Source organism: Mesorhizobium sp. M0715 (genome assembly GCF_040320355.1).
Taxonomy (GTDB): Bacteria; Pseudomonadota; Alphaproteobacteria; order Rhizobiales; family Rhizobiaceae; genus Mesorhizobium.
The window spans coordinates 60,291-76,229 of record NZ_JAMYPL010000026.1; the positions used below are offsets into that span (position 1 = coordinate 60,291).

Genomic DNA, 15,939 nt, shown 5'->3' on the forward strand with positions numbered 1-15,939 from the left:
ACGACAGCTTTGACGGCCGTTTGGTAAAATTTGATTTAAACCCGAGACATACGCTCGCGCTTTGCCGCGATCCGGCTGCCGGTCATCGACTGGACGTTGGCCCGCGCCCGGATTACCTTCCATTCGCAGTATTCCGCAGCCCTCGATGGAGACCGCGACAATGACCCTGCATGGCGACGCCTTGAAAATCGCGATCGAACAGACACGGACAAAATGGGGATGGTTTGTCGCGCTCGGTGTGCTGCTGCTCATCTTCGGCGGCATTGCCTTTGCCAATCTGTTCGTCGCCACGGTGGCTTCCGTCTACGTCGTGGGATGGCTGATGCTGATGGCGGGCATCATCGAGATCGTGCATGCGTTCGGCGTCAAGACCTGGAGCCGCTTCTTCTACTGGCTGCTCAGCGGACTGCTGTACGCCGTTGCCGGCTTCTTCGCTTTCGGCAATCCGTTGCTTGCCTCGGCGGTGCTGACGTTCCTGCTGGCGATCGCGCTGGTCGCGTCAGGGGTGCTCAGGGCCTGGGTCGGCTACAGCCATCGGCCGGAACGCGGCTGGGGCTGGATCGTCGCCGCCGGTGTCATCAGCGCCCTTGCAGGTCTGATCATCGCCATGGGCTGGCCGGTCAACAGCCTGTGGGTGCTCGGTCTGTTCCTTGCGATCGATCTGATCTTCCAGGGCTGGACCTTCATCGCCGTCGGCCTCGCGCTGAAAAAATAGCCGGGATCACGCCTGGACTCAAAAAGCCATGGCCGCGTCGAGATCGGAGAGCGGCTTGACGCCGGCAAGCAGCGCGCGTGCCTCGGCTTCATCGCGCTTCATCTGCGCGACCAGCGCATCGAGCCCTTCGAACTTCACCTCCGGGCGCAGGAAACCGAAGAAGGAAACCTGACAGACCTCGCCATAGAGGTCTTCGGAGAAGTCGAAGACGAAGGTTTCAAGCAGCGGCGCGCCATTGTCGTCGACCGTCGGGCGACGGCCGAAGCTGGCGACGCCGTCGTGAAGCGTGCCGTCGGCGCGGCGGAAGCGGACGGCATAGATGCCCTCCTTGAGTGCGGCTTCAGCCGACAGCCTCATATTCGCGGTTGGAAAGCCAAGGGTGCGGCCAAGCTGCTGTCCGCCGACCACCTCGCTTTCGACGGTGAAGCGGTAGCCGAGCAGACCGGCGGCTTCAGCCACCTCGCCCTCGCCCAGCAATCCGCGGATGCGGCTGGACGACACCACCTCGGCGCCCTCGTCCCGGAAGGCGTCGACGAGCGTGACGCCGAAGCCATGACGTTCGCCGGCCGCCATCAGGTAGGCCGGGCCGCCTTGACGATCCTTGCCGAAGTGGAAATCGAACCCGGTCACGGCGTGGGTAATGCCAAGGTTCGTTTCCAGCACATCCGTCACGAACGCTTCCGCCGACAGCGAGGCGAAGTCGCGCGTGAACGGCTGTTCGACCAGCGCGGCAAAGCCCAGCAGCGACAGGAGCCTCGCCTTCATCGGCGGCGGCGTCAGCACGAACAACGGGATATCAGGCCTGAAGATCTTGCGCGGATGCGGTTCGAATGTCAGCACCAGGGCCGGCACTCCACGCCGTCCGGCCTCGGCAGAGGCCCGCTCGAGCACCGCCTGATGGCCGCGATGGACGCCATCGAAATTGCCGATCGCCACCACGCCGCCGCGCAGGTCGGCGGGAAGCGGCGCGGTTGCCAGGATGCGTTGGAAGGCTGCCATCGTCACCTACCGAAGTCTGGGAATGACGGCCACCGGACCATAGCCATGCTTTTCCAGGAACGCCGCCAGTCTTGCCGGGTCCGGGTACAGGGCATCGCCATAGTCGCGGGCATGGATGCCGCCGGAGACATAAAGAACATCGAAGCCATTGTCGGCGGCGCCCTTCACATCGGTCATCATGCCGTCGCCGATGGCCAGCACCTGGCCGCGCTCGACCGGCTGGCCAAGAATCTCGGCGACCTCTTTCATCGCGAGATTGTAGATCGGCGCGTAAGGTTTTCCAGCGATCAATGTGCGGCCGCCGAGCTGGGCGTAGTCACGCGCCAGCGCGCCGGCACACCATATGATGCGTTCGCCGCGCTCGACCACGATGTCGGGATTTGCGCAGATGAAAGGCAGGTTCCGGGCGCGCAGCCGCCGCAGGAGCTCCGTGTAATCCTCGGGGTTTTCGACCTCGTCGTCGAACAGGCCGGTGCAGACGATGCCGGACGCCTCGAACTCCTCGACAAGCTCGACGTCGAGACCTTCATAGAGGGTGAAGTCCCGGTCGGCGCCGATATGGAAAATCTTGCGCGGCCCTTCGGCGATCAGATCCCGCGTCACGTCGCCTGAGGTAACCACCCGGTCGTAGGCTGACGGTGGAACACCGATCGCGTTCATCTGCGCCACGACATCGGCACTTCTGCGCGGCGAATTGGTGATGAGGACGACGGGGATTTTCGCCTCTCGAGCCCTTGCCAATGCCGAGGCCGCCGCCGGGAAATGCGTTTCACCATTGTGCACCACGCCCCAGACGTCGCACAGGATTGCCGAATAGGCCTTCGACACGTCTTCGAGCGAGCTGATGATTTCAGGCGAATCCGCCATGCCGTTTCCTTCAGTCATGATCGTTGCGATCGCCGCGACCGACGGTTCGCCGCAGCCGGTTCGGATTAGCCGAACCGCCCCGGCCTGTCATCAGCTTTCGCCAGGCACGATTGGTTAGCGGTTGGTGAAGCGCTGCCCCGGCAATCGAGCGATTTCCCAAACACGGCCTTCAGCGTTTTGTGGAAAGCTGGCATTGATCGAGAATCCGCCGGCGGGGGCCGCTGCAAGACATGCATGGACTTTGGCGTCAGTTCTGCCGCGACCAACGCGGCAACTATGCTCTTATGACCGTCGTCGCGATGGTTCCGCTCATGGGCGCCCTGGCGATGGCCGTCGACTTCACCGAGATGAGCCGCGAAAAACAGGCGGTTTCGAATGCGCTCGATGCCGCAAACTTCGCCACGGCGCGCCGGCTGACGGAAGGTGCTACCGACGACCAGTTGAGAGCCTATGCGCTCGATTTCTTCAATGCCAACCTCAACAAGATCAACCCTGCCAACACGACGCTCAGCGTCACCTTGCCAAGCAACACCGCCGGCGGGGGCTTGCTCAAGATGAGCGCGCGGCTTGACTACAAGCCCTATTTCTATCCGGTCTTCGGTCAGCTCGTCGGCAAATCCGAAACCGACGCCAACCAGAAGATCAGCTTCAACGTCTCCTCGGAAGTGCGGCTGAAGAACACTCTTGAAGTCGCCCTGGTGCTCGACAATTCCGGGTCGATGACCAAGACCGGAACGGGCTCGGGGCAAACGCGGATCGACCTTCTCAAGACCGCGGCCAAACAGCTGGTCGACACGCTGGCCCAGCAGGCGGCGATGATCAAGCAGGTCGACAGGCCGGTGCAGTTCGGCCTCGTGCCGTTTGCCGCCTCGGTCAATGTCGGACCCGGCAACGGTAACGCGTCCTGGATGGACACCGAAGGACTGTCGCCGGTATCGAACGAGAATTTCGACTGGTCGACGCTGAACGCGGTCGACAAATACGCCCAGCAGACCAACGGTATCTGGTACAAGCGCGGCACCGGATGGGGTACCGGCGAAGGCCAGATGCTGACCCGGTTTTCGCTCTACCGAGACATGAAGGTCGTCACCAACCATGAGCGTGTCACCAACAGCAAGCGCGTGGTTTGCGACGAATACAACTCGAACAACACCTGCAAACGCGACCACGACGAATACGACTACATCGATTCCTATGGCCCGTTCGCCAGTTGGCAGGGTTGCGTCGAGGCCAGGCCCTATCCCTACAATGTCAACGACGCGGCGCCTTCCGGCGGCTCTGCGAACACCGGCATAGGGATTGGCGATCCGGCGACGATGTTCGTGCCGATGTTCGCCCCTGACGAACCCGGCAACCATTGGAAGATCACTCAGGATCCGGATGAGGCCGCGCCGACGGCCTATGGCGCTATCAACAGCTGGTGGAATGACGACCCGACAAGCAGCACCGGCCAATCCCGGTTGCGCAACATGGCCAAATATTTCCAGCCGCGGCCGATCAATGCGCCGGCGCTGGCCGCCGGCAACGGGCCGAACTACAGCTGCTCCACCAACCCGATCACGCCGCTGACCGATGTCAGCGTTGCCACTGGGCTCACGGCGATCAAGGCCGCGATCGACCTGATGAAGCCCGATGGCGGCACCAATGTTCCCGAAGGCATCGCCTGGGGATGGCGCGTGGTTTCGAGCGGCGAGCCCTTCACGCAAGGACGCCCGGAAACCGAGAGGGGCAACGACAAGGTCGTGATCGTGCTGACCGACGGCGCCAACACCTACTACACGCCTTCCTCGCTCGGCTATTCCGACCCCGCCGATTCGAAGTCGACCTATGCGTCCTTCGGCTATCTCAAACCCGGCTACAACGGCACGTCGGTGGGCCGCCTGTTCATGGGCACATCGAGCACCATTGGCCAATTCGATTATTCTAACGGCAATTATACCAACGCGCTCAACGAGCAGATGGCGACGCTTTGCAACAACGCCAAGGCAGCCAACATCATGGTGATGACTGTGGCGCTCGATCTGTCGACGACTAAAATCGCCGACCAGCAGGCGATCGAGGCGCTGAAATCCTGCTCGTCGAACTCGCGCTTCCGCAAGGATCCAACGGACGCGAGCAAGCCGGCAAAACTGTTCTGGAACGCCACCGGCGCCAGCTTGTCGAACGATTTCAAGGAAATCGGCAACGAACTGTCGAACCTGCGCGTCGTCGGCTGATCCGTAGGCACCGGCGGCTAGCTGGAACAACGGCTGGCGCCGCCATGCACTTGCGCGCGCCTGCCGGGACAGGCACATGTTGGCCGCCTGCCGGATCGTGCATCCATTCGCGGCGCGCTGGGGAAGAACAGATGCCCGAAACGGCCAATCATCTCGCCTTCGCGCTGGTCTGCCTCGGCATGGTGCTGACGCCTGGCCCCAACATGATCTATCTGATCTCGCGTTCCCTGTCGCAGGGGCCGAAGGCGGGGCTCATCTCGCTTGGCGGCGTGGCACTCGGCTTTGTCTTCTATGTGCTGGCGGCGGCGTTCGGCATCACCGCGCTGCTGCTCGCCGTGCCCTACGCCTATGACGCGCTGCGCTTTGCCGGCGTGCTCTATCTCCTGTGGCTGGCCTGGCAGGCGGTGAAGCCGGGCGGACGCTCGCCGTTCGAAGTGCGCGAATTGCCGAGGGACAGGCCGCGCAAGCTTTTCGCCATGGGCCTGATGACGAATCTGCTCAATCCGAAGGTGGCCGTGCTCTATCTGTCGCTGTTGCCGCAGTTCATCAGCCCCGGCAAAGGCCACGTCCTGTCGCAGCTACTGGTGCTCGGCGCGACGCAGATTTCGATCAGTCTCAGCGTCAATGCCGTCATCGCGGTGACGGCCGGCTCGATCGCCACCTTTCTCGCCGGACGGCCTTTGTGGCTGGTCATCCAGCGCTGGATGATGGGCACCGTGCTGGCGGCACTTGCGCTGAAGATGGCGACAGAGGCGCAGCGCTGAATTCGCCTTGGACGATGATCGCGAGCTGAGCTAGAAACGTCAGGGCGCCAGCAGCTGCACGAATTTCTCCGCGGCTGGCGAACGATTGGCCCTTGCAAGACTGACAACGAGCAGCCGCCTCTGAACACAAGGAACAATGGGAATTCGACACACGCGAGCGTCTCCTTCCGGAGTGGAAAGCTCAGGCATCAGTGTCACACCGATCCCCTGCGACACCATTTCCACCAGGGCAGCCGTATCGCGAACCGTAAGGACAACCTTAGGCGAGATGTTCACGGATGCGAAGAGCTGACGGATGACCGGCTCGCAACCAGAGCCCGACATGATGAAATTCTCGTCGGCCAGGTCGCACAATTTGACGCGCGCCGTCGCTGCTAGCGGGTGGTCGCAAGCAGCAAGAAAGACGAAATCATCCTCCAGGACTACATCCCCGACAGTTTCGGCTGATTGTTCGGAGGTCAGGCCGACGTCAACGACTGCTGTTTCAACCCATTCCAGAACCTCATGATCGGTTCCTTCCAGCAAAACCAGTTCGACGCCGGGGAAAAGCCGCTGGAAGCGGGCAAGTATTTGCGGCAGCAAACGCTCTACCGCGCTTGCCACGCTTCCAATGCGCAACCGCCCGGTCTGAGCGCCTGAAGCTGCGGCGCTCCTTTGCTGGATTCGCTCGATGGCCAGAACGGCCTCTCGCGCATCCTGAAGCACTGCTTGTCCAATTTCCGTCGGAAACACCCCGTTCTTGCCGCGAACCAGAAGCTTCACTCCAAGAACGCCTTCAAGGCTTCTCATCGCCTGGCTTGCGCCCGACTGCGTCATGCCGATCCGCGTAGCGGCCGTCGAAAAGCTCGCGTCTTCGACAATCATGGTCAGGACCCGCAGCTGAGCGAGAGTGATATTAGTGATAGTCATGATAGATATCATCCGAATGCATTTTACTTATGCATCTCCGATAACGCATCTGGAAGCTCACTTCAATTCATAGGAGCTCTCATGACACAACGACTCGCATTGGCGCTGATCGGTGAATACACGCCATCTTTCGAACCACACGCCAAGATGGACGAAGCGCTGGATCATGCCGGGTCCACGCTCGGTATCCAGTACGAACACCAGTGGATTTCGACCGAAGAACTGATCACCGGGGTCAGCGACAAGCTGGCACCTTTTGATGCGATCTGGATCGCTCCAGGCAGCCCGTACAGGAGCATGAATGGCGCTCTGAATGCCATCCGGCATGCCAGGGAAAACGAAATTCCTGCTTTGGGAACCTGCGGCGGTTGCCAGCATATGGTCGTCGAATATGCCCGCAACGTGCTGGGTTTCCAGGACGCCGAGCATGCGGAATACGATCCCTATGCTTCCACCCTGTTCGTCACACAGCTGACCTGTTCACTCGTTGGGCAAACCATGGACGTATTTCTGACGCGAGGGAGCCGGGCAGCGCGGATTTATGGACAAACGAACACGAAAGAGCGCTACTATTGCAACTTCGGCATCAATCCAGCCTACCAGAAAGAACTGGACGCCGGCGGCTTTCACATTGTCGGCAGGGATTCGAATGGCGAGGCTCGCGTCCTCCTGCTGCCATCCCACCCATTCTACCTTGCCACGCTCTTCGTGCCGCAGCTGACGTCGACAAAGCAGCACCCGCATCCAATCATTGTCGCCTTCCTGGAAAGCGCCCGGTCAAGACCGCGCGCCGCGTTTTGGGGCGGTGATGTTTCCCAGCTCAATCGCTGAACGGCCTATCGTCGTTGAGTGATTGCAAGAAGTTAGCGACAGCGCACCCTACATCGGCCGCCTTGTCTGCTGCGCCCGCTCGGGCTCGACCACCTTGCGGTAGAGATGCCAGGTGGCATGGCCGAGCACCGGCATGACGACGGCTAGCCCGGCAAACAGCGGGATGGAACCGATCACCAGAAGCACGGCGACCAGCAAGCCCCACAGCGCCATCTGCAGCGGGTTGGCCATTACCGCCCGGGCCGAGGTCTCGATCGCCGAAACGGCGCCGACGTCACGGTCGAGCAGCAGCGGGAAGGCAACCACGGTGGTGGCCAGCACGATTACGGCAAAGACAAAGCCCGCGGCATTGCCGGCAAGGATCAGCGTCCAGCCCTTGCTGGTGGTCAGCACGTCGCGGATGAAGCCACCGATCGAGGCCGGCGGCTGGTCGCCGAACAGGCCGGTGTAGATCGATTGCGCGGTGTAGAGCCATAACAGGAACAGCGCCACCAGCATGATCCCGATGACGGCGATCGACGGAACCGCGGACGAGCGCCGCACATCAAACGCGTGCCGCCAGGAGGTGTTCATGCCGAGTTCGCGCCGGCGGCTGATCTCGTAAAGGCCGAGCGCCGCAAAGGGCCCGACCAGCGCGAAACCCGACATCAGGGGATAGATGAGCTGGATGGCGTTGGCCCCGGACGTCCACTGCGTCAGGATCAGGCCGACGATGGGATAGATCAAGCACAGGAACACATAGTGCGAAGGTTTTGCCCAGAAATCCTCGACGCCGAGGCGCAGCGCATCCCAAAGGTCCGACGTGGTGATGCGGCGCACCGTTGGCTGCACATGCATTCCACGTGCGTCCGCCATGACATGAAAGCCGGCCATAACCTTCCTCCCGTGTGTCGGGGCGGTCACCGCCAGGATGGCCGCCAGAGCTGCCACTTCAAGAACGAGAGGCACGATAGCAGAGTTGGCGGCGATTGTCGCCGCGTCAATTGCCTGGGGAGCAACTCCTCGTAGTGTTCAACTCTCCGTATGGCCTCTCATATGGCGTACCTTGGCGGTCCTTCATTTTGACCAATCATTGTGCTGCATTTTAGCATTTACGCATTTTAGCATTTACTTAAATTGCTCGTAGGGATCTTTGGCGTATCACCTGAGCTTTACGAAGTTCGGCGAGGAACTATGTTCGCATTGAAAGGCTTTTGGTCTTCGGAGCGTGGCAACTTTGCCATAACGACCGCCATCGGGATGCTGCCGATAATGATTGGTTTGGCCGGCGCCGTTGATCTGATCGGCACGAGCCATGACGCCTCGCAACTACAGAACTCGCTTGACGCGGCGGGGCTCGCCATCGGCACGAAGTTCTCTCCCGATATGGCGGCCGGCGATGTCCAGCAGCTTGGGCTGCAATTCTTCGCCGCCAATATGAGCGTGGCCGACCAGCAGGAATATCTGGGCAGCGTCTCCGCTTTCGCGGCAACGGCAAGCGGCAGCCCAAGCGCCTACTTTATCTCGCTGTCGTCCAGCATAAGCCGCCCAAGCTTCATCAGCGCCTCGGCCCCCTGGCAGGCCTACCGCTCGGCCTCGGTCAAGATAAAACCTGGCGCGCAGGCCTGCGTGCTGGCGCTCGATCCGCATGCGTCCGCCGCCGTGAACCTGCAGGGCTCGACCAACGTCTCGATGGACAATTGTGTGATCGCGGCGAACTCGGACGCCCCCGATTCCGTGAACAGGGGCGGCTCCGCCCTGGTTTCAGCGGGCTGTGTCTCAACTGTCGGCGGCACCAGCGGGCTGTTGCCACCCAGCGCCAGTCTCGCCTGCGGAACGCCGCACGAACATCGGTACGCATCCTTTGATCCGCTGGCCGACGTCGTTCCTCCCCCTTACACATTGTGTTTGCCGGTCCCGAACGGCAAAACCTACACGCTGTCGCCAGGCACTTATTGCGACAAGACATTGTCGGGAAACATCACGCTTAATCCGGGCGTCTACATCATGCGCGGCACCACCATAAAGCCAGGGGGAAACGGCAGCCTGACTGGCCAGGGCGTGACCATATTTCTCATGGAAAGCGCTCAGATCTACATAAATGCCAATGAGAAGGTGAACCTTTCCCCGCCCACCAGCGGCCCTTATGCCGGTATCACCATTTTTCAGGATCACGGCAACACGTCTGCTCTGACATTGAATGGCGGCGCAAATTCCGTGATCAGCGGTTTTATCTACGCGCCGGACGCGCCCATTTCCTACGCCGGCAACTCTGATATGAGCGCCCAGGGCAACTGTCTCAGGCTTGTCGGCAATACGATACAGATGACCGGAAACTCGTCCGTCAAGTCGGACTGCGCGGCGGCGCTTGGAAATCGCACAATGTATGCCGATCGGATGATCACTCTGGTGAAATGAGAAACGACAGGCGGCCCAAGCGGTCGCGTTGAGAAAAATGGCGGTCGCGTTTAACAATGCCGGAGTGCGGCGACCGCACTCCGGCAGATCAGTGCCTCTCACAAAGGCACATCCTGGTTGAAAATGGGGTATCGCTACGATTGCGCCGGTGCAGCGAAGCGATCGATCACCTCAGTCAGGGGGACGTGGCCAAGGCAGGCGCCAGAACCGGCGGGTTGTTCGCCATCCTCGACAGCCAGGGCATAACGCACGGCCGGATCGGCTTCGATGCGAAGGCGCAATCCGGCCAGCTTGGGATAGGCAGCGCCGTCGATCGCCTGGTGAAATTCCGCCCAGCGTGCCACGCCGATCAGCGTGGTATCGGCAAGAGTCAGCCCGTCGCCGACCAGGAAATCCGTACCGGCGATCATCGCCTCGAGCCGATCATGACGTTCCGCAACGGCCTTGCGGCCGAACTCCCGCAAGGTCGCCTTCAGCGCGGGTTCATCCGCCGCCATTTCCAATGCCACCCAGAGCGGGCTGAAGGCGGCGGTGAAACCGGTGTTCACGAAGGCCATCAACTGGTGCATGCGGTCGGCTTGCGGCGTGCGCGGTTCGAAGCTGATGCGACGCTGTGTGTCGCGGGCTTCGAGCCATGCGGCGATGGCCATTGTCTCGGTGAGCACCCGGCCTTCGTCGGTGATCAGCACCGGCGTTTCCTGACGGTCGTTGATGCTGGCATAGGCATCGTTTTTCATCTCGGTGAGCATGTCGACGCGGCACAGGCGATAGGGTTGCCCGACGCGTTCGAAGGCAGCGACGAGCCCCATCGAGCTTCCCGCCGGGAAGCCATAAAGCAGGATAGGTTCCATTTGTTTTCTTCCGTGATTGAGGAGATCACGCCGCGCAGCGAAACTTGACCCTAAACGCTGGTCGTCCCATGTAAATTACGCACAATTCTGTAACCAGGATCCGCCCATGAAAGACGTCGTCTCACGCTGCCCGATCGAAGAGACCATGCGCGTGCTCAGCGGCCGCTGGCCCACGCTGCTGCTCTATTATCTGAAGGACGGGACCAAGCGGTTCAGTGACCTGAGACGCGACAACCCCACCGTGTCGCACCGCATTCTGGCTCTGGAACTGCGCAAGCTCGAGGACGCCGGTATCGTGAGGCGAACGGCCCGCTCGGGCTATCCGCTGCGGGTCGACTATGACCTCACGGCCCCTGGCCGCAAGCTTGTACCGCTCATCGACGCGCTGGGCTCGTGGTGGGTGCATACGGAAGACGACCGGATGCGCGGTTCCTCGGACGCAGATCTCGATACTGCCGCCTAACATCTTCGATTTTCGCCGCCCTGCCCGGCAAAAGCCATGATCGACGTTATCTCAGGGGCATGACCATAGCGAAAATCGAAACCTACCCGATGCCGAATCTGAACAGGCGCATGGTGTTGACCGGCCTCGCCGCCCTAGCGGGACTCGCCGCCTGCAGCACTGTTTCACTGCCAACCGGCGAAGGCGCCGGGGTCTCCTCCTCCGCCACCGGCACGCTGGCCAGTATCCGCGCCTCGGCCGGGCTGGCGCCGATGGTCCCCGACCGGCAGCTCGAACAGGCCGCCCTGCAGCAGGCCGGCTACATGGCGCAGCGCCGCCGCATGAGCCACACCACCGGCTGGGGCAAGGATTTCGCCTCGCGCGTCAGGGACAATCGAATTTCCGGTGCCGCGGCGGAGAACATCGCCGAGGGCCGTTTCGATCTTGAGAAGCTGTTCGACATCTGGGTGCATTCGCCCCGCCATCGCCGCAACATGCTCGACCCGCGCTTCACCCGCTTCGGCCTTGCCTATGTGCGCGACGGCGGCGACAGCAAGCTCCGTTACTGGAGCCTGGTGCTCGGAAAATAGGATGGAAAGCTAGTCCATATGCGCTGCCGGCGCGCCGCCGGCAGGCGCCTGCTTCGGCTTGCGCAGCAGGAAAACAAACGGAATGGCAAGCAGCGTCATCACCATGAGCATTTTGAAGTCGTTGACGTAGGAGATCATCATCGCCTGGAGATTGACCATGCGATCGACCTGTGAGAGCGCCATAGGATCGCCGCTCGCGGCGGCTGGAGAGACCGCCCACAGATTCGGATTGAACGGGTTGATGAAGGCCGAAAGCTCGGTGTGGTTGACCTGCGTGTTGCGCACCATCAGAACCGTCACGACCGACACGCCGATGGATGAGCCAAGATTGCGCACCAGGCTGAACAAAGCCGTGGCATCGGTGCGGAAGCGCACGTCAAGCGTGGCGAAGGCGACGGTCGACAGCGGCACGAACACCATTCCCATCCCCAGGCCCTGGATGACGCCGGAGCTGAGGATCAGCCAATTGTCCATCTGTGGCGTGAAGCTGGACATGGTGTAGAGCGATTGCGCCGTGAGCAGAAAGCCGATGACGACAAGAATCCTGGCGTCGATCCTGCTCATGAGCCGCCCGACGACAAGCATCGAAATCATGGTGCCGACACCGCGCGGCCCCAACACGACACCGATGGTGACGGTCGGATAGCCGAAGATGGTCGACAGCATCGGCGGCAGCAGCGACATCGAGGCCAGGATCAGCACGCCCATGACGAAGATGAATGCCAGCCCGGTCACGAAATTGCGGTCGAGGAAGATCTTGGGATCGATGAAAGGACGTTCCGCCGTCAGCGTGTGGATGATGAACACCCAGAATCCGGTGATCGAAAGAGCAAGCTCGATCCAGATCTCGACCGAGGAAAACCAGTCGACCTCGCCGCCGCGGTCAAGCAGCAACTGCAGCGCACCGACACCGAGCGATAACATGGCGAAGCCGAAGAAATCGAAGCTGCGCACTCGCCGGGCAACCGCCGGCAGATAGGCGGCCATACCGAGGAAGGCGATGATGCCGACCGGCAGGTTGATGAAGAACACCCAGCGCCAGTTGAAATTTTCGGTCAGCCAGCCGCCGAGCGTCGGACCCAGGATTGGCCCCAGCATGATGCCAGCGCCCCAGATGGCCATTGCCTGGCCGTGGCGCTCCCTGGGGTTGATGTCGAGCAGGAAGGTTTGCGACAGTGGCACGATGGCGGCGCCGAACACGCCTTGCATCAGCCGGAAGAACACTATGCTCTCCAGGCTCCAGGCGATACCGCACAGCATCGAAAACACGGTGAAACCGACAACCGCCCCCAGGAACAGTTCCTTGCGGCCGAAGCGATCGGCCAGCCAGCCGGTGACCGGCGTCATGATGGCGGCGGCAACGATGTAGGAGGTCAGCACCCAGTTGATGTTGTCGGGTGAGGCGCCGAGATCGCCGGTCATGGTCGGCAGCGCGACGTTGGCGATCGTCGTGTCGAGCGCCTGCATGATCGTCGCCAGCATGAGCGCGACCGTGATCAGGCCGCGATGCGGCACTTCTTTGAAGGGTTCGGGCGTGCTCATGGCATGAAACTTCCAGCAGGTAACAAAAACGTGTACAAGGGGTTTCCGGGCGGCAACGCCTTCCGTTGAGAGACCCTCGTCGCGGTGGGACGCGATTGTCGATGTGGGGGTTACATCGACTGAAAGTCTCTGATGAGCGGATGCCTGCCGCCCGGAAACATGAGGACCGACGGGTCCGCGTCGGAGATTTCAGATTTCGGCCAGGCCGCTACGCGGCGCGCCCAAACGCTGATCCTCCAGCTCCTCCCATCAGACCAATCCTGCTATTCACCTCCGCCGCTGGTCCTGCGGCATTCTGACGTTACTGCGCGGCCTCGCCAGCCGTGGCGTGACCGAAGATCGAAGGCAGGCCACGCGCCACGCCGGTGTCGACGGTAACGGTGGCGCTCATGCCGGTGCGCAACGCCATCTTGGCGTCCGCATCGGTCAATTCGAGACGAACCGGGATGCGCTGCGTGACCTTGACCCAGTTGCCGGTGGCATTCTGGGCTGGCAGCAGCGAGAACTCGGCTCCCGTGCCGGCGCCGATCGCCTTGACCGTCGCCTCGAAGGTGCGCCCTGGATAGGTGTCGACCACGATCTCGGCCTTCTGGCCGGGCTTCATGTGGGTGAGCTGCGTTTCCTTGAAATTGGCATCGATCCAGGTGTCGCCGGTCTCGACCAGCGAAAACAGCGGCGTGCCGGAACCGACATACTGGCCGACCTTGAACGACGAGGCCTGGCTGACGATGCCGTCCGCCGGCGCCTTGACCGTGGTCTGCGCCAGGTCGTAGGCCGCCTTGTCGCGCGCGGCGAGCGCGGCCATCACGGTCGGGTGCTTGTCGGTCTCGATGTCGGGATTGCCGCCAAGGGCTGCCTTGGCGCTGATGATGCCTTGCTCGGCAACGGCCAGCTGCTGCTTGGCCTTGTCGAGATCGTTCTTGGCCTCGTCCAGCGACGATTTGGCGTTGATGCCCTTCTGGGCAAGATCGGCGGCGCGGTCGAACTGCGACTGGGCGAAGACGACCTGGCTGGCATCGGACTTCTGCTGAGCCATCGACTGGCCATAGGCCGCGCGCAGCTGCTCGACATTGAGACGCGCGCCCGCCACCGCCGCGTCGGCCTGCGCCAGCGCGATCCGGTATGGCTCGGGGTCGATGGCAAACAGCTCGTCATCCTGTTTGACCAGCTGGTTATCGAAGATGTCGACCTTGACGATGCGGCCTGCCGTGTCGGAAGCGATCGACACCTTGGCCTGCTGCAGGTTGGCGTTCTCGGTCTCCTGGTAGCGGCCGCCGGTGACCCAGACGTAGCCGCCCCCGACAGCGAGTGCCGCGGGCAGCGCGACCATCAGCAGGAAGCGGCCCAGCCGGCGCTTTTTCTTCACCGGCGCCGGGGCCGGCTGCACTGGGGGAGCAACCGCCACCGGGGCCGCGGCCGGCTGCGCCGGCGCTTCCATCTCCAGTTCGGTCGTGTTCTTGTCTATCTTGGCTACCGCGTTCATGCTGCTGCGCCTTCTGTATTCTTCACTTTTTCAATGGACGGCGTCTCGTCGTCGGTCAGGTTGCGGACCATCGCCTCGAGCCCTTCGACGAGGACGCGACGGGCTTCCGGCTTCACGCCGACCAGCGATTCCTCATAGACTTCCCCGGCAATGCTCTTGATCACGGCGTAGGCGTCGCTCGCCTTGGGCGTCAGGAAGATCATGCGGACGCGACGATCGGCGGCGTCGGCACGACGCTCGATCCAGCCTCCCTCCTCCATGCGGTCGACCAGGCGCGAAACGCTGATCGGCTCGATTTCGAGAAGTTCGGCCAGCCGTGCCTGCGCGACGCCGTCTTCCTTGGCAACGCGGACCAGAAGCCGCCATTGCGCCGAAGAAAGCCCCAAGCCACTGGCCCTCGCCTCGAAGCGCTTGCGCATCAGGCGCTGCACGTCGTGAATCAAGAAGCCCAATCTGTCGATGCCATCGGAAACCATGAGCGGGATATATAATAAGCGTGCTCACTATTCAAGATGCCGCGTTGCATAAGAAGCCGGCAGATATGCACGACAGTCATGCGATGCAGGCATGGTTACCGATTGGTGAGCGCCTGTCGCCATGCCAGCCGGCTTCGCCGCTCCGCCACGTCATGCTGGTCGGGTCTGACATATTGATGTACAGCCGTTGGTCAGGATCGGGGGATCACGAAAATGCCGACGCTCTACGCTCTCAAGCCGGCCTTCCAGGGACGGCTGCGGCCGCTGGTCAATCGGCTGGCGGCAATCGGGGTCACCGCAAACAGCATAACCATCCTGGCGGCCGTGATGTCGATAACCGCCGGCGCGGCCATCGCGATCCTGCACGAATGGCGCTGGCTGCTGTTGCTTATCCCCGTGGTGATGTTCGTGCGCATGGCGCTGAATGCCGTGGATGGCATGCTGGCACGGGAACATGGGCAGGCGTCGACGCTCGGCATGTATCTGAACGAGTTGTGCGACGTCGTTTCGGACCTCGCACTGATTCTTCCTTTTGCCGTCTTTCCGGAATTTGGCGCATGGGGCGTCGTCGCCTTCGCGATATCGGCCGTGCTGACCGAATTCGCCGGCGTGCTCGGCATCGCCGCCAAGATCGGACGCAACTATGCCGGGCCATTCGGCAAGAGCGACAGAGCGCTGGCGCTCGGTGTGGTCGCCGTGCTGTGCGCCGCCGGGCTCTGGCCGGCATCGATAGCACCGTTTGTGTTTCCGGCCATGGCAACGCTTTCGCTGCTGACCGCCATAAACCGGATACGCGCCGGCCTTATTGGCAGCGCCAGCTGAGCATCGAGGCTCGCCATGCCGCCAGAGGGAAAGAC

General features: G+C 61.9%; 16 protein-coding genes. 8 read left to right on the plus strand and 8 right to left on the minus strand.

Translation table 11 applies throughout. The features are described from left to right. Positions 1-160: 160 nt before the first annotated feature. Positions 161-715: an HdeD family acid-resistance protein gene (locus tag NKI21_RS26055; RefSeq protein WP_023813540.1), complete on the plus strand. Its 555-nt coding sequence runs from the start codon at positions 161-163 to the stop codon at positions 713-715. A gap of 18 nt (positions 716-733) precedes the next feature. Here NKI21_RS26055 and NKI21_RS26060 read toward each other — a convergent pair whose 3' ends face one another. Further along, positions 734-1,714, minus strand: coding sequence for a bifunctional riboflavin kinase/FAD synthetase (locus tag NKI21_RS26060; protein ID WP_023813539.1), 981 nt, complete (start codon positions 1,712-1,714; stop codon positions 734-736). Positions 1,715-1,720: 6 nt separating this feature from the next. Beyond that, on the minus strand, positions 1,721-2,581 hold the full coding sequence (locus NKI21_RS26065) for a TIGR01459 family HAD-type hydrolase (RefSeq protein WP_023813538.1): 861 nt from the start codon (positions 2,579-2,581) through the stop codon (positions 1,721-1,723). Positions 2,582-2,811: 230 nt separating this feature from the next. Here NKI21_RS26065 and NKI21_RS26070 point away from each other — a divergent pair, with 230 nt between their 5' ends. Continuing rightward, on the plus strand, positions 2,812-4,797 hold the full coding sequence (locus NKI21_RS26070) for a TadE/TadG family type IV pilus assembly protein (protein WP_023813537.1): 1,986 nt from the start codon (positions 2,812-2,814) through the stop codon (positions 4,795-4,797). Between the two features lie 131 nt (positions 4,798-4,928). Beyond that, the gene (locus NKI21_RS26075; RefSeq protein WP_023813536.1) at positions 4,929-5,561 is read left to right on the plus strand and encodes a LysE family translocator; all 633 of its coding nucleotides are present in this window, start codon (positions 4,929-4,931) and stop codon (positions 5,559-5,561) included. Positions 5,562-5,600: 39 nt separating this feature from the next. On the opposite strand, the gene NKI21_RS26080 is transcribed toward NKI21_RS26075, so the two are convergent. Further along, positions 5,601-6,470 (minus strand): LysR family transcriptional regulator, encoded by an 870-nt coding sequence (locus NKI21_RS26080; protein WP_164892996.1) that lies wholly within the window; start codon positions 6,468-6,470, stop codon positions 5,601-5,603. A gap of 81 nt (positions 6,471-6,551) precedes the next feature. On the opposite strand from NKI21_RS26080, the gene NKI21_RS26085 reads away from it, so the two are divergent. Beyond that, a complete protein-coding gene (locus NKI21_RS26085; RefSeq protein WP_023813534.1) occupies positions 6,552-7,301 on the plus strand; it encodes a CTP synthase C-terminal region-related (seleno)protein in 750 nt (249 codons plus the stop codon). Positions 7,302-7,349: 48 nt separating this feature from the next. On the opposite strand, the gene NKI21_RS26090 is transcribed toward NKI21_RS26085, so the two are convergent. Next, on the minus strand, positions 7,350-8,174 hold the full coding sequence (locus NKI21_RS26090) for a DUF2189 domain-containing protein (protein WP_023813533.1): 825 nt from the start codon (positions 8,172-8,174) through the stop codon (positions 7,350-7,352). 300 nt (positions 8,175-8,474) lie between these two features. Between NKI21_RS26090 and NKI21_RS26095 the strand changes: the two genes are divergently transcribed. Then, a complete protein-coding gene (locus tag NKI21_RS26095; RefSeq protein ID WP_128304793.1) occupies positions 8,475-9,698 on the plus strand; it encodes a TadE/TadG family type IV pilus assembly protein in 1,224 nt (407 codons plus the stop codon). A gap of 134 nt (positions 9,699-9,832) precedes the next feature. Here the strand turns inward: NKI21_RS26095 and NKI21_RS26100 are convergent, their stop codons facing one another. Next, complete coding sequence (locus NKI21_RS26100; RefSeq protein ID WP_352442471.1) at positions 9,833-10,549, minus strand: glutathione S-transferase family protein; 717 nt, start codon at positions 10,547-10,549, stop codon at positions 9,833-9,835. A gap of 106 nt (positions 10,550-10,655) precedes the next feature. Here NKI21_RS26100 and NKI21_RS26105 point away from each other — a divergent pair, with 106 nt between their 5' ends. Next, positions 10,656-11,012, plus strand: coding sequence for a winged helix-turn-helix transcriptional regulator (locus NKI21_RS26105; RefSeq protein ID WP_352442472.1), 357 nt, complete (start codon positions 10,656-10,658; stop codon positions 11,010-11,012). A gap of 59 nt (positions 11,013-11,071) precedes the next feature. Beyond that, positions 11,072-11,581, plus strand: a complete 510-nt coding sequence (locus NKI21_RS26110; RefSeq protein ID WP_352442473.1) for a CAP domain-containing protein — start codon at positions 11,072-11,074, stop codon at positions 11,579-11,581. 9 nt (positions 11,582-11,590) lie between these two features. Here NKI21_RS26110 and NKI21_RS26115 read toward each other — a convergent pair whose 3' ends face one another. The 3 genes from NKI21_RS26115 to NKI21_RS26125 form a co-directional block, all read right to left on the minus strand. Then, entirely contained in the window at positions 11,591-13,123 is a 1,533-nt protein-coding gene (locus NKI21_RS26115) for a DHA2 family efflux MFS transporter permease subunit (RefSeq protein WP_023813528.1), read from the minus strand. Between the two features lie 301 nt (positions 13,124-13,424). Continuing rightward, positions 13,425-14,606, minus strand: a complete 1,182-nt coding sequence (locus NKI21_RS26120; protein ID WP_352442475.1) for an HlyD family secretion protein — start codon at positions 14,604-14,606, stop codon at positions 13,425-13,427. Then, entirely contained in the window at positions 14,603-15,082 is a 480-nt protein-coding gene (locus tag NKI21_RS26125; RefSeq protein ID WP_023813527.1) for a MarR family winged helix-turn-helix transcriptional regulator, read from the minus strand. Before NKI21_RS26125 ends, NKI21_RS26120 begins: the two co-directional genes overlap by 4 nt. A gap of 213 nt (positions 15,083-15,295) precedes the next feature. Here NKI21_RS26125 and NKI21_RS26130 point away from each other — a divergent pair, with 213 nt between their 5' ends. Further along, entirely contained in the window at positions 15,296-15,904 is a 609-nt protein-coding gene (locus tag NKI21_RS26130; RefSeq protein WP_023813526.1) for a CDP-alcohol phosphatidyltransferase family protein, read from the plus strand. Positions 15,905-15,939: the final 35 nt, after the last annotated feature.

Bases quoted from the DNA above. Each gene is read 5' to 3' on its own strand.
- NKI21_RS26055 (WP_023813540.1), top strand. From the start codon at position 161: ATGACCCTGCATGGCGACGCCTTGAAAATCGCGATCGAACAGACACGG.
- NKI21_RS26060 (WP_023813539.1), bottom strand. From the start codon at position 1,714: ATGGCAGCCTTCCAACGCATCCTGGCAACCGCGCCGCTTCCCGCCGAC.
- NKI21_RS26065 (WP_023813538.1), bottom strand. From the start codon at position 2,581: ATGGCGGATTCGCCTGAAATCATCAGCTCGCTCGAAGACGTGTCGAAG.
- NKI21_RS26070 (WP_023813537.1), top strand. From the start codon at position 2,812: ATGCATGGACTTTGGCGTCAGTTCTGCCGCGACCAACGCGGCAACTAT.
- NKI21_RS26075 (WP_023813536.1), top strand. From the start codon at position 4,929: ATGCCCGAAACGGCCAATCATCTCGCCTTCGCGCTGGTCTGCCTCGGC.
- NKI21_RS26080 (WP_164892996.1), bottom strand. From the start codon at position 6,470: ATGACTATCACTAATATCACTCTCGCTCAGCTGCGGGTCCTGACCATG.
- NKI21_RS26085 (WP_023813534.1), top strand. From the start codon at position 6,552: ATGACACAACGACTCGCATTGGCGCTGATCGGTGAATACACGCCATCT.
- NKI21_RS26090 (WP_023813533.1), bottom strand. From the start codon at position 8,174: ATGGCCGGCTTTCATGTCATGGCGGACGCACGTGGAATGCATGTGCAG.
- NKI21_RS26095 (WP_128304793.1), top strand. From the start codon at position 8,475: ATGTTCGCATTGAAAGGCTTTTGGTCTTCGGAGCGTGGCAACTTTGCC.
- NKI21_RS26100 (WP_352442471.1), bottom strand. From the start codon at position 10,549: ATGGAACCTATCCTGCTTTATGGCTTCCCGGCGGGAAGCTCGATGGGG.
- NKI21_RS26105 (WP_352442472.1), top strand. From the start codon at position 10,656: ATGAAAGACGTCGTCTCACGCTGCCCGATCGAAGAGACCATGCGCGTG.
- NKI21_RS26110 (WP_352442473.1), top strand. From the start codon at position 11,072: ATGACCATAGCGAAAATCGAAACCTACCCGATGCCGAATCTGAACAGG.
- NKI21_RS26115 (WP_023813528.1), bottom strand. From the start codon at position 13,123: ATGAGCACGCCCGAACCCTTCAAAGAAGTGCCGCATCGCGGCCTGATC.
- NKI21_RS26120 (WP_352442475.1), bottom strand. From the start codon at position 14,606: ATGAACGCGGTAGCCAAGATAGACAAGAACACGACCGAACTGGAGATG.
- NKI21_RS26125 (WP_023813527.1), bottom strand. From the start codon at position 15,082: ATGGTTTCCGATGGCATCGACAGATTGGGCTTCTTGATTCACGACGTG.
- NKI21_RS26130 (WP_023813526.1), top strand. From the start codon at position 15,296: ATGCCGACGCTCTACGCTCTCAAGCCGGCCTTCCAGGGACGGCTGCGG.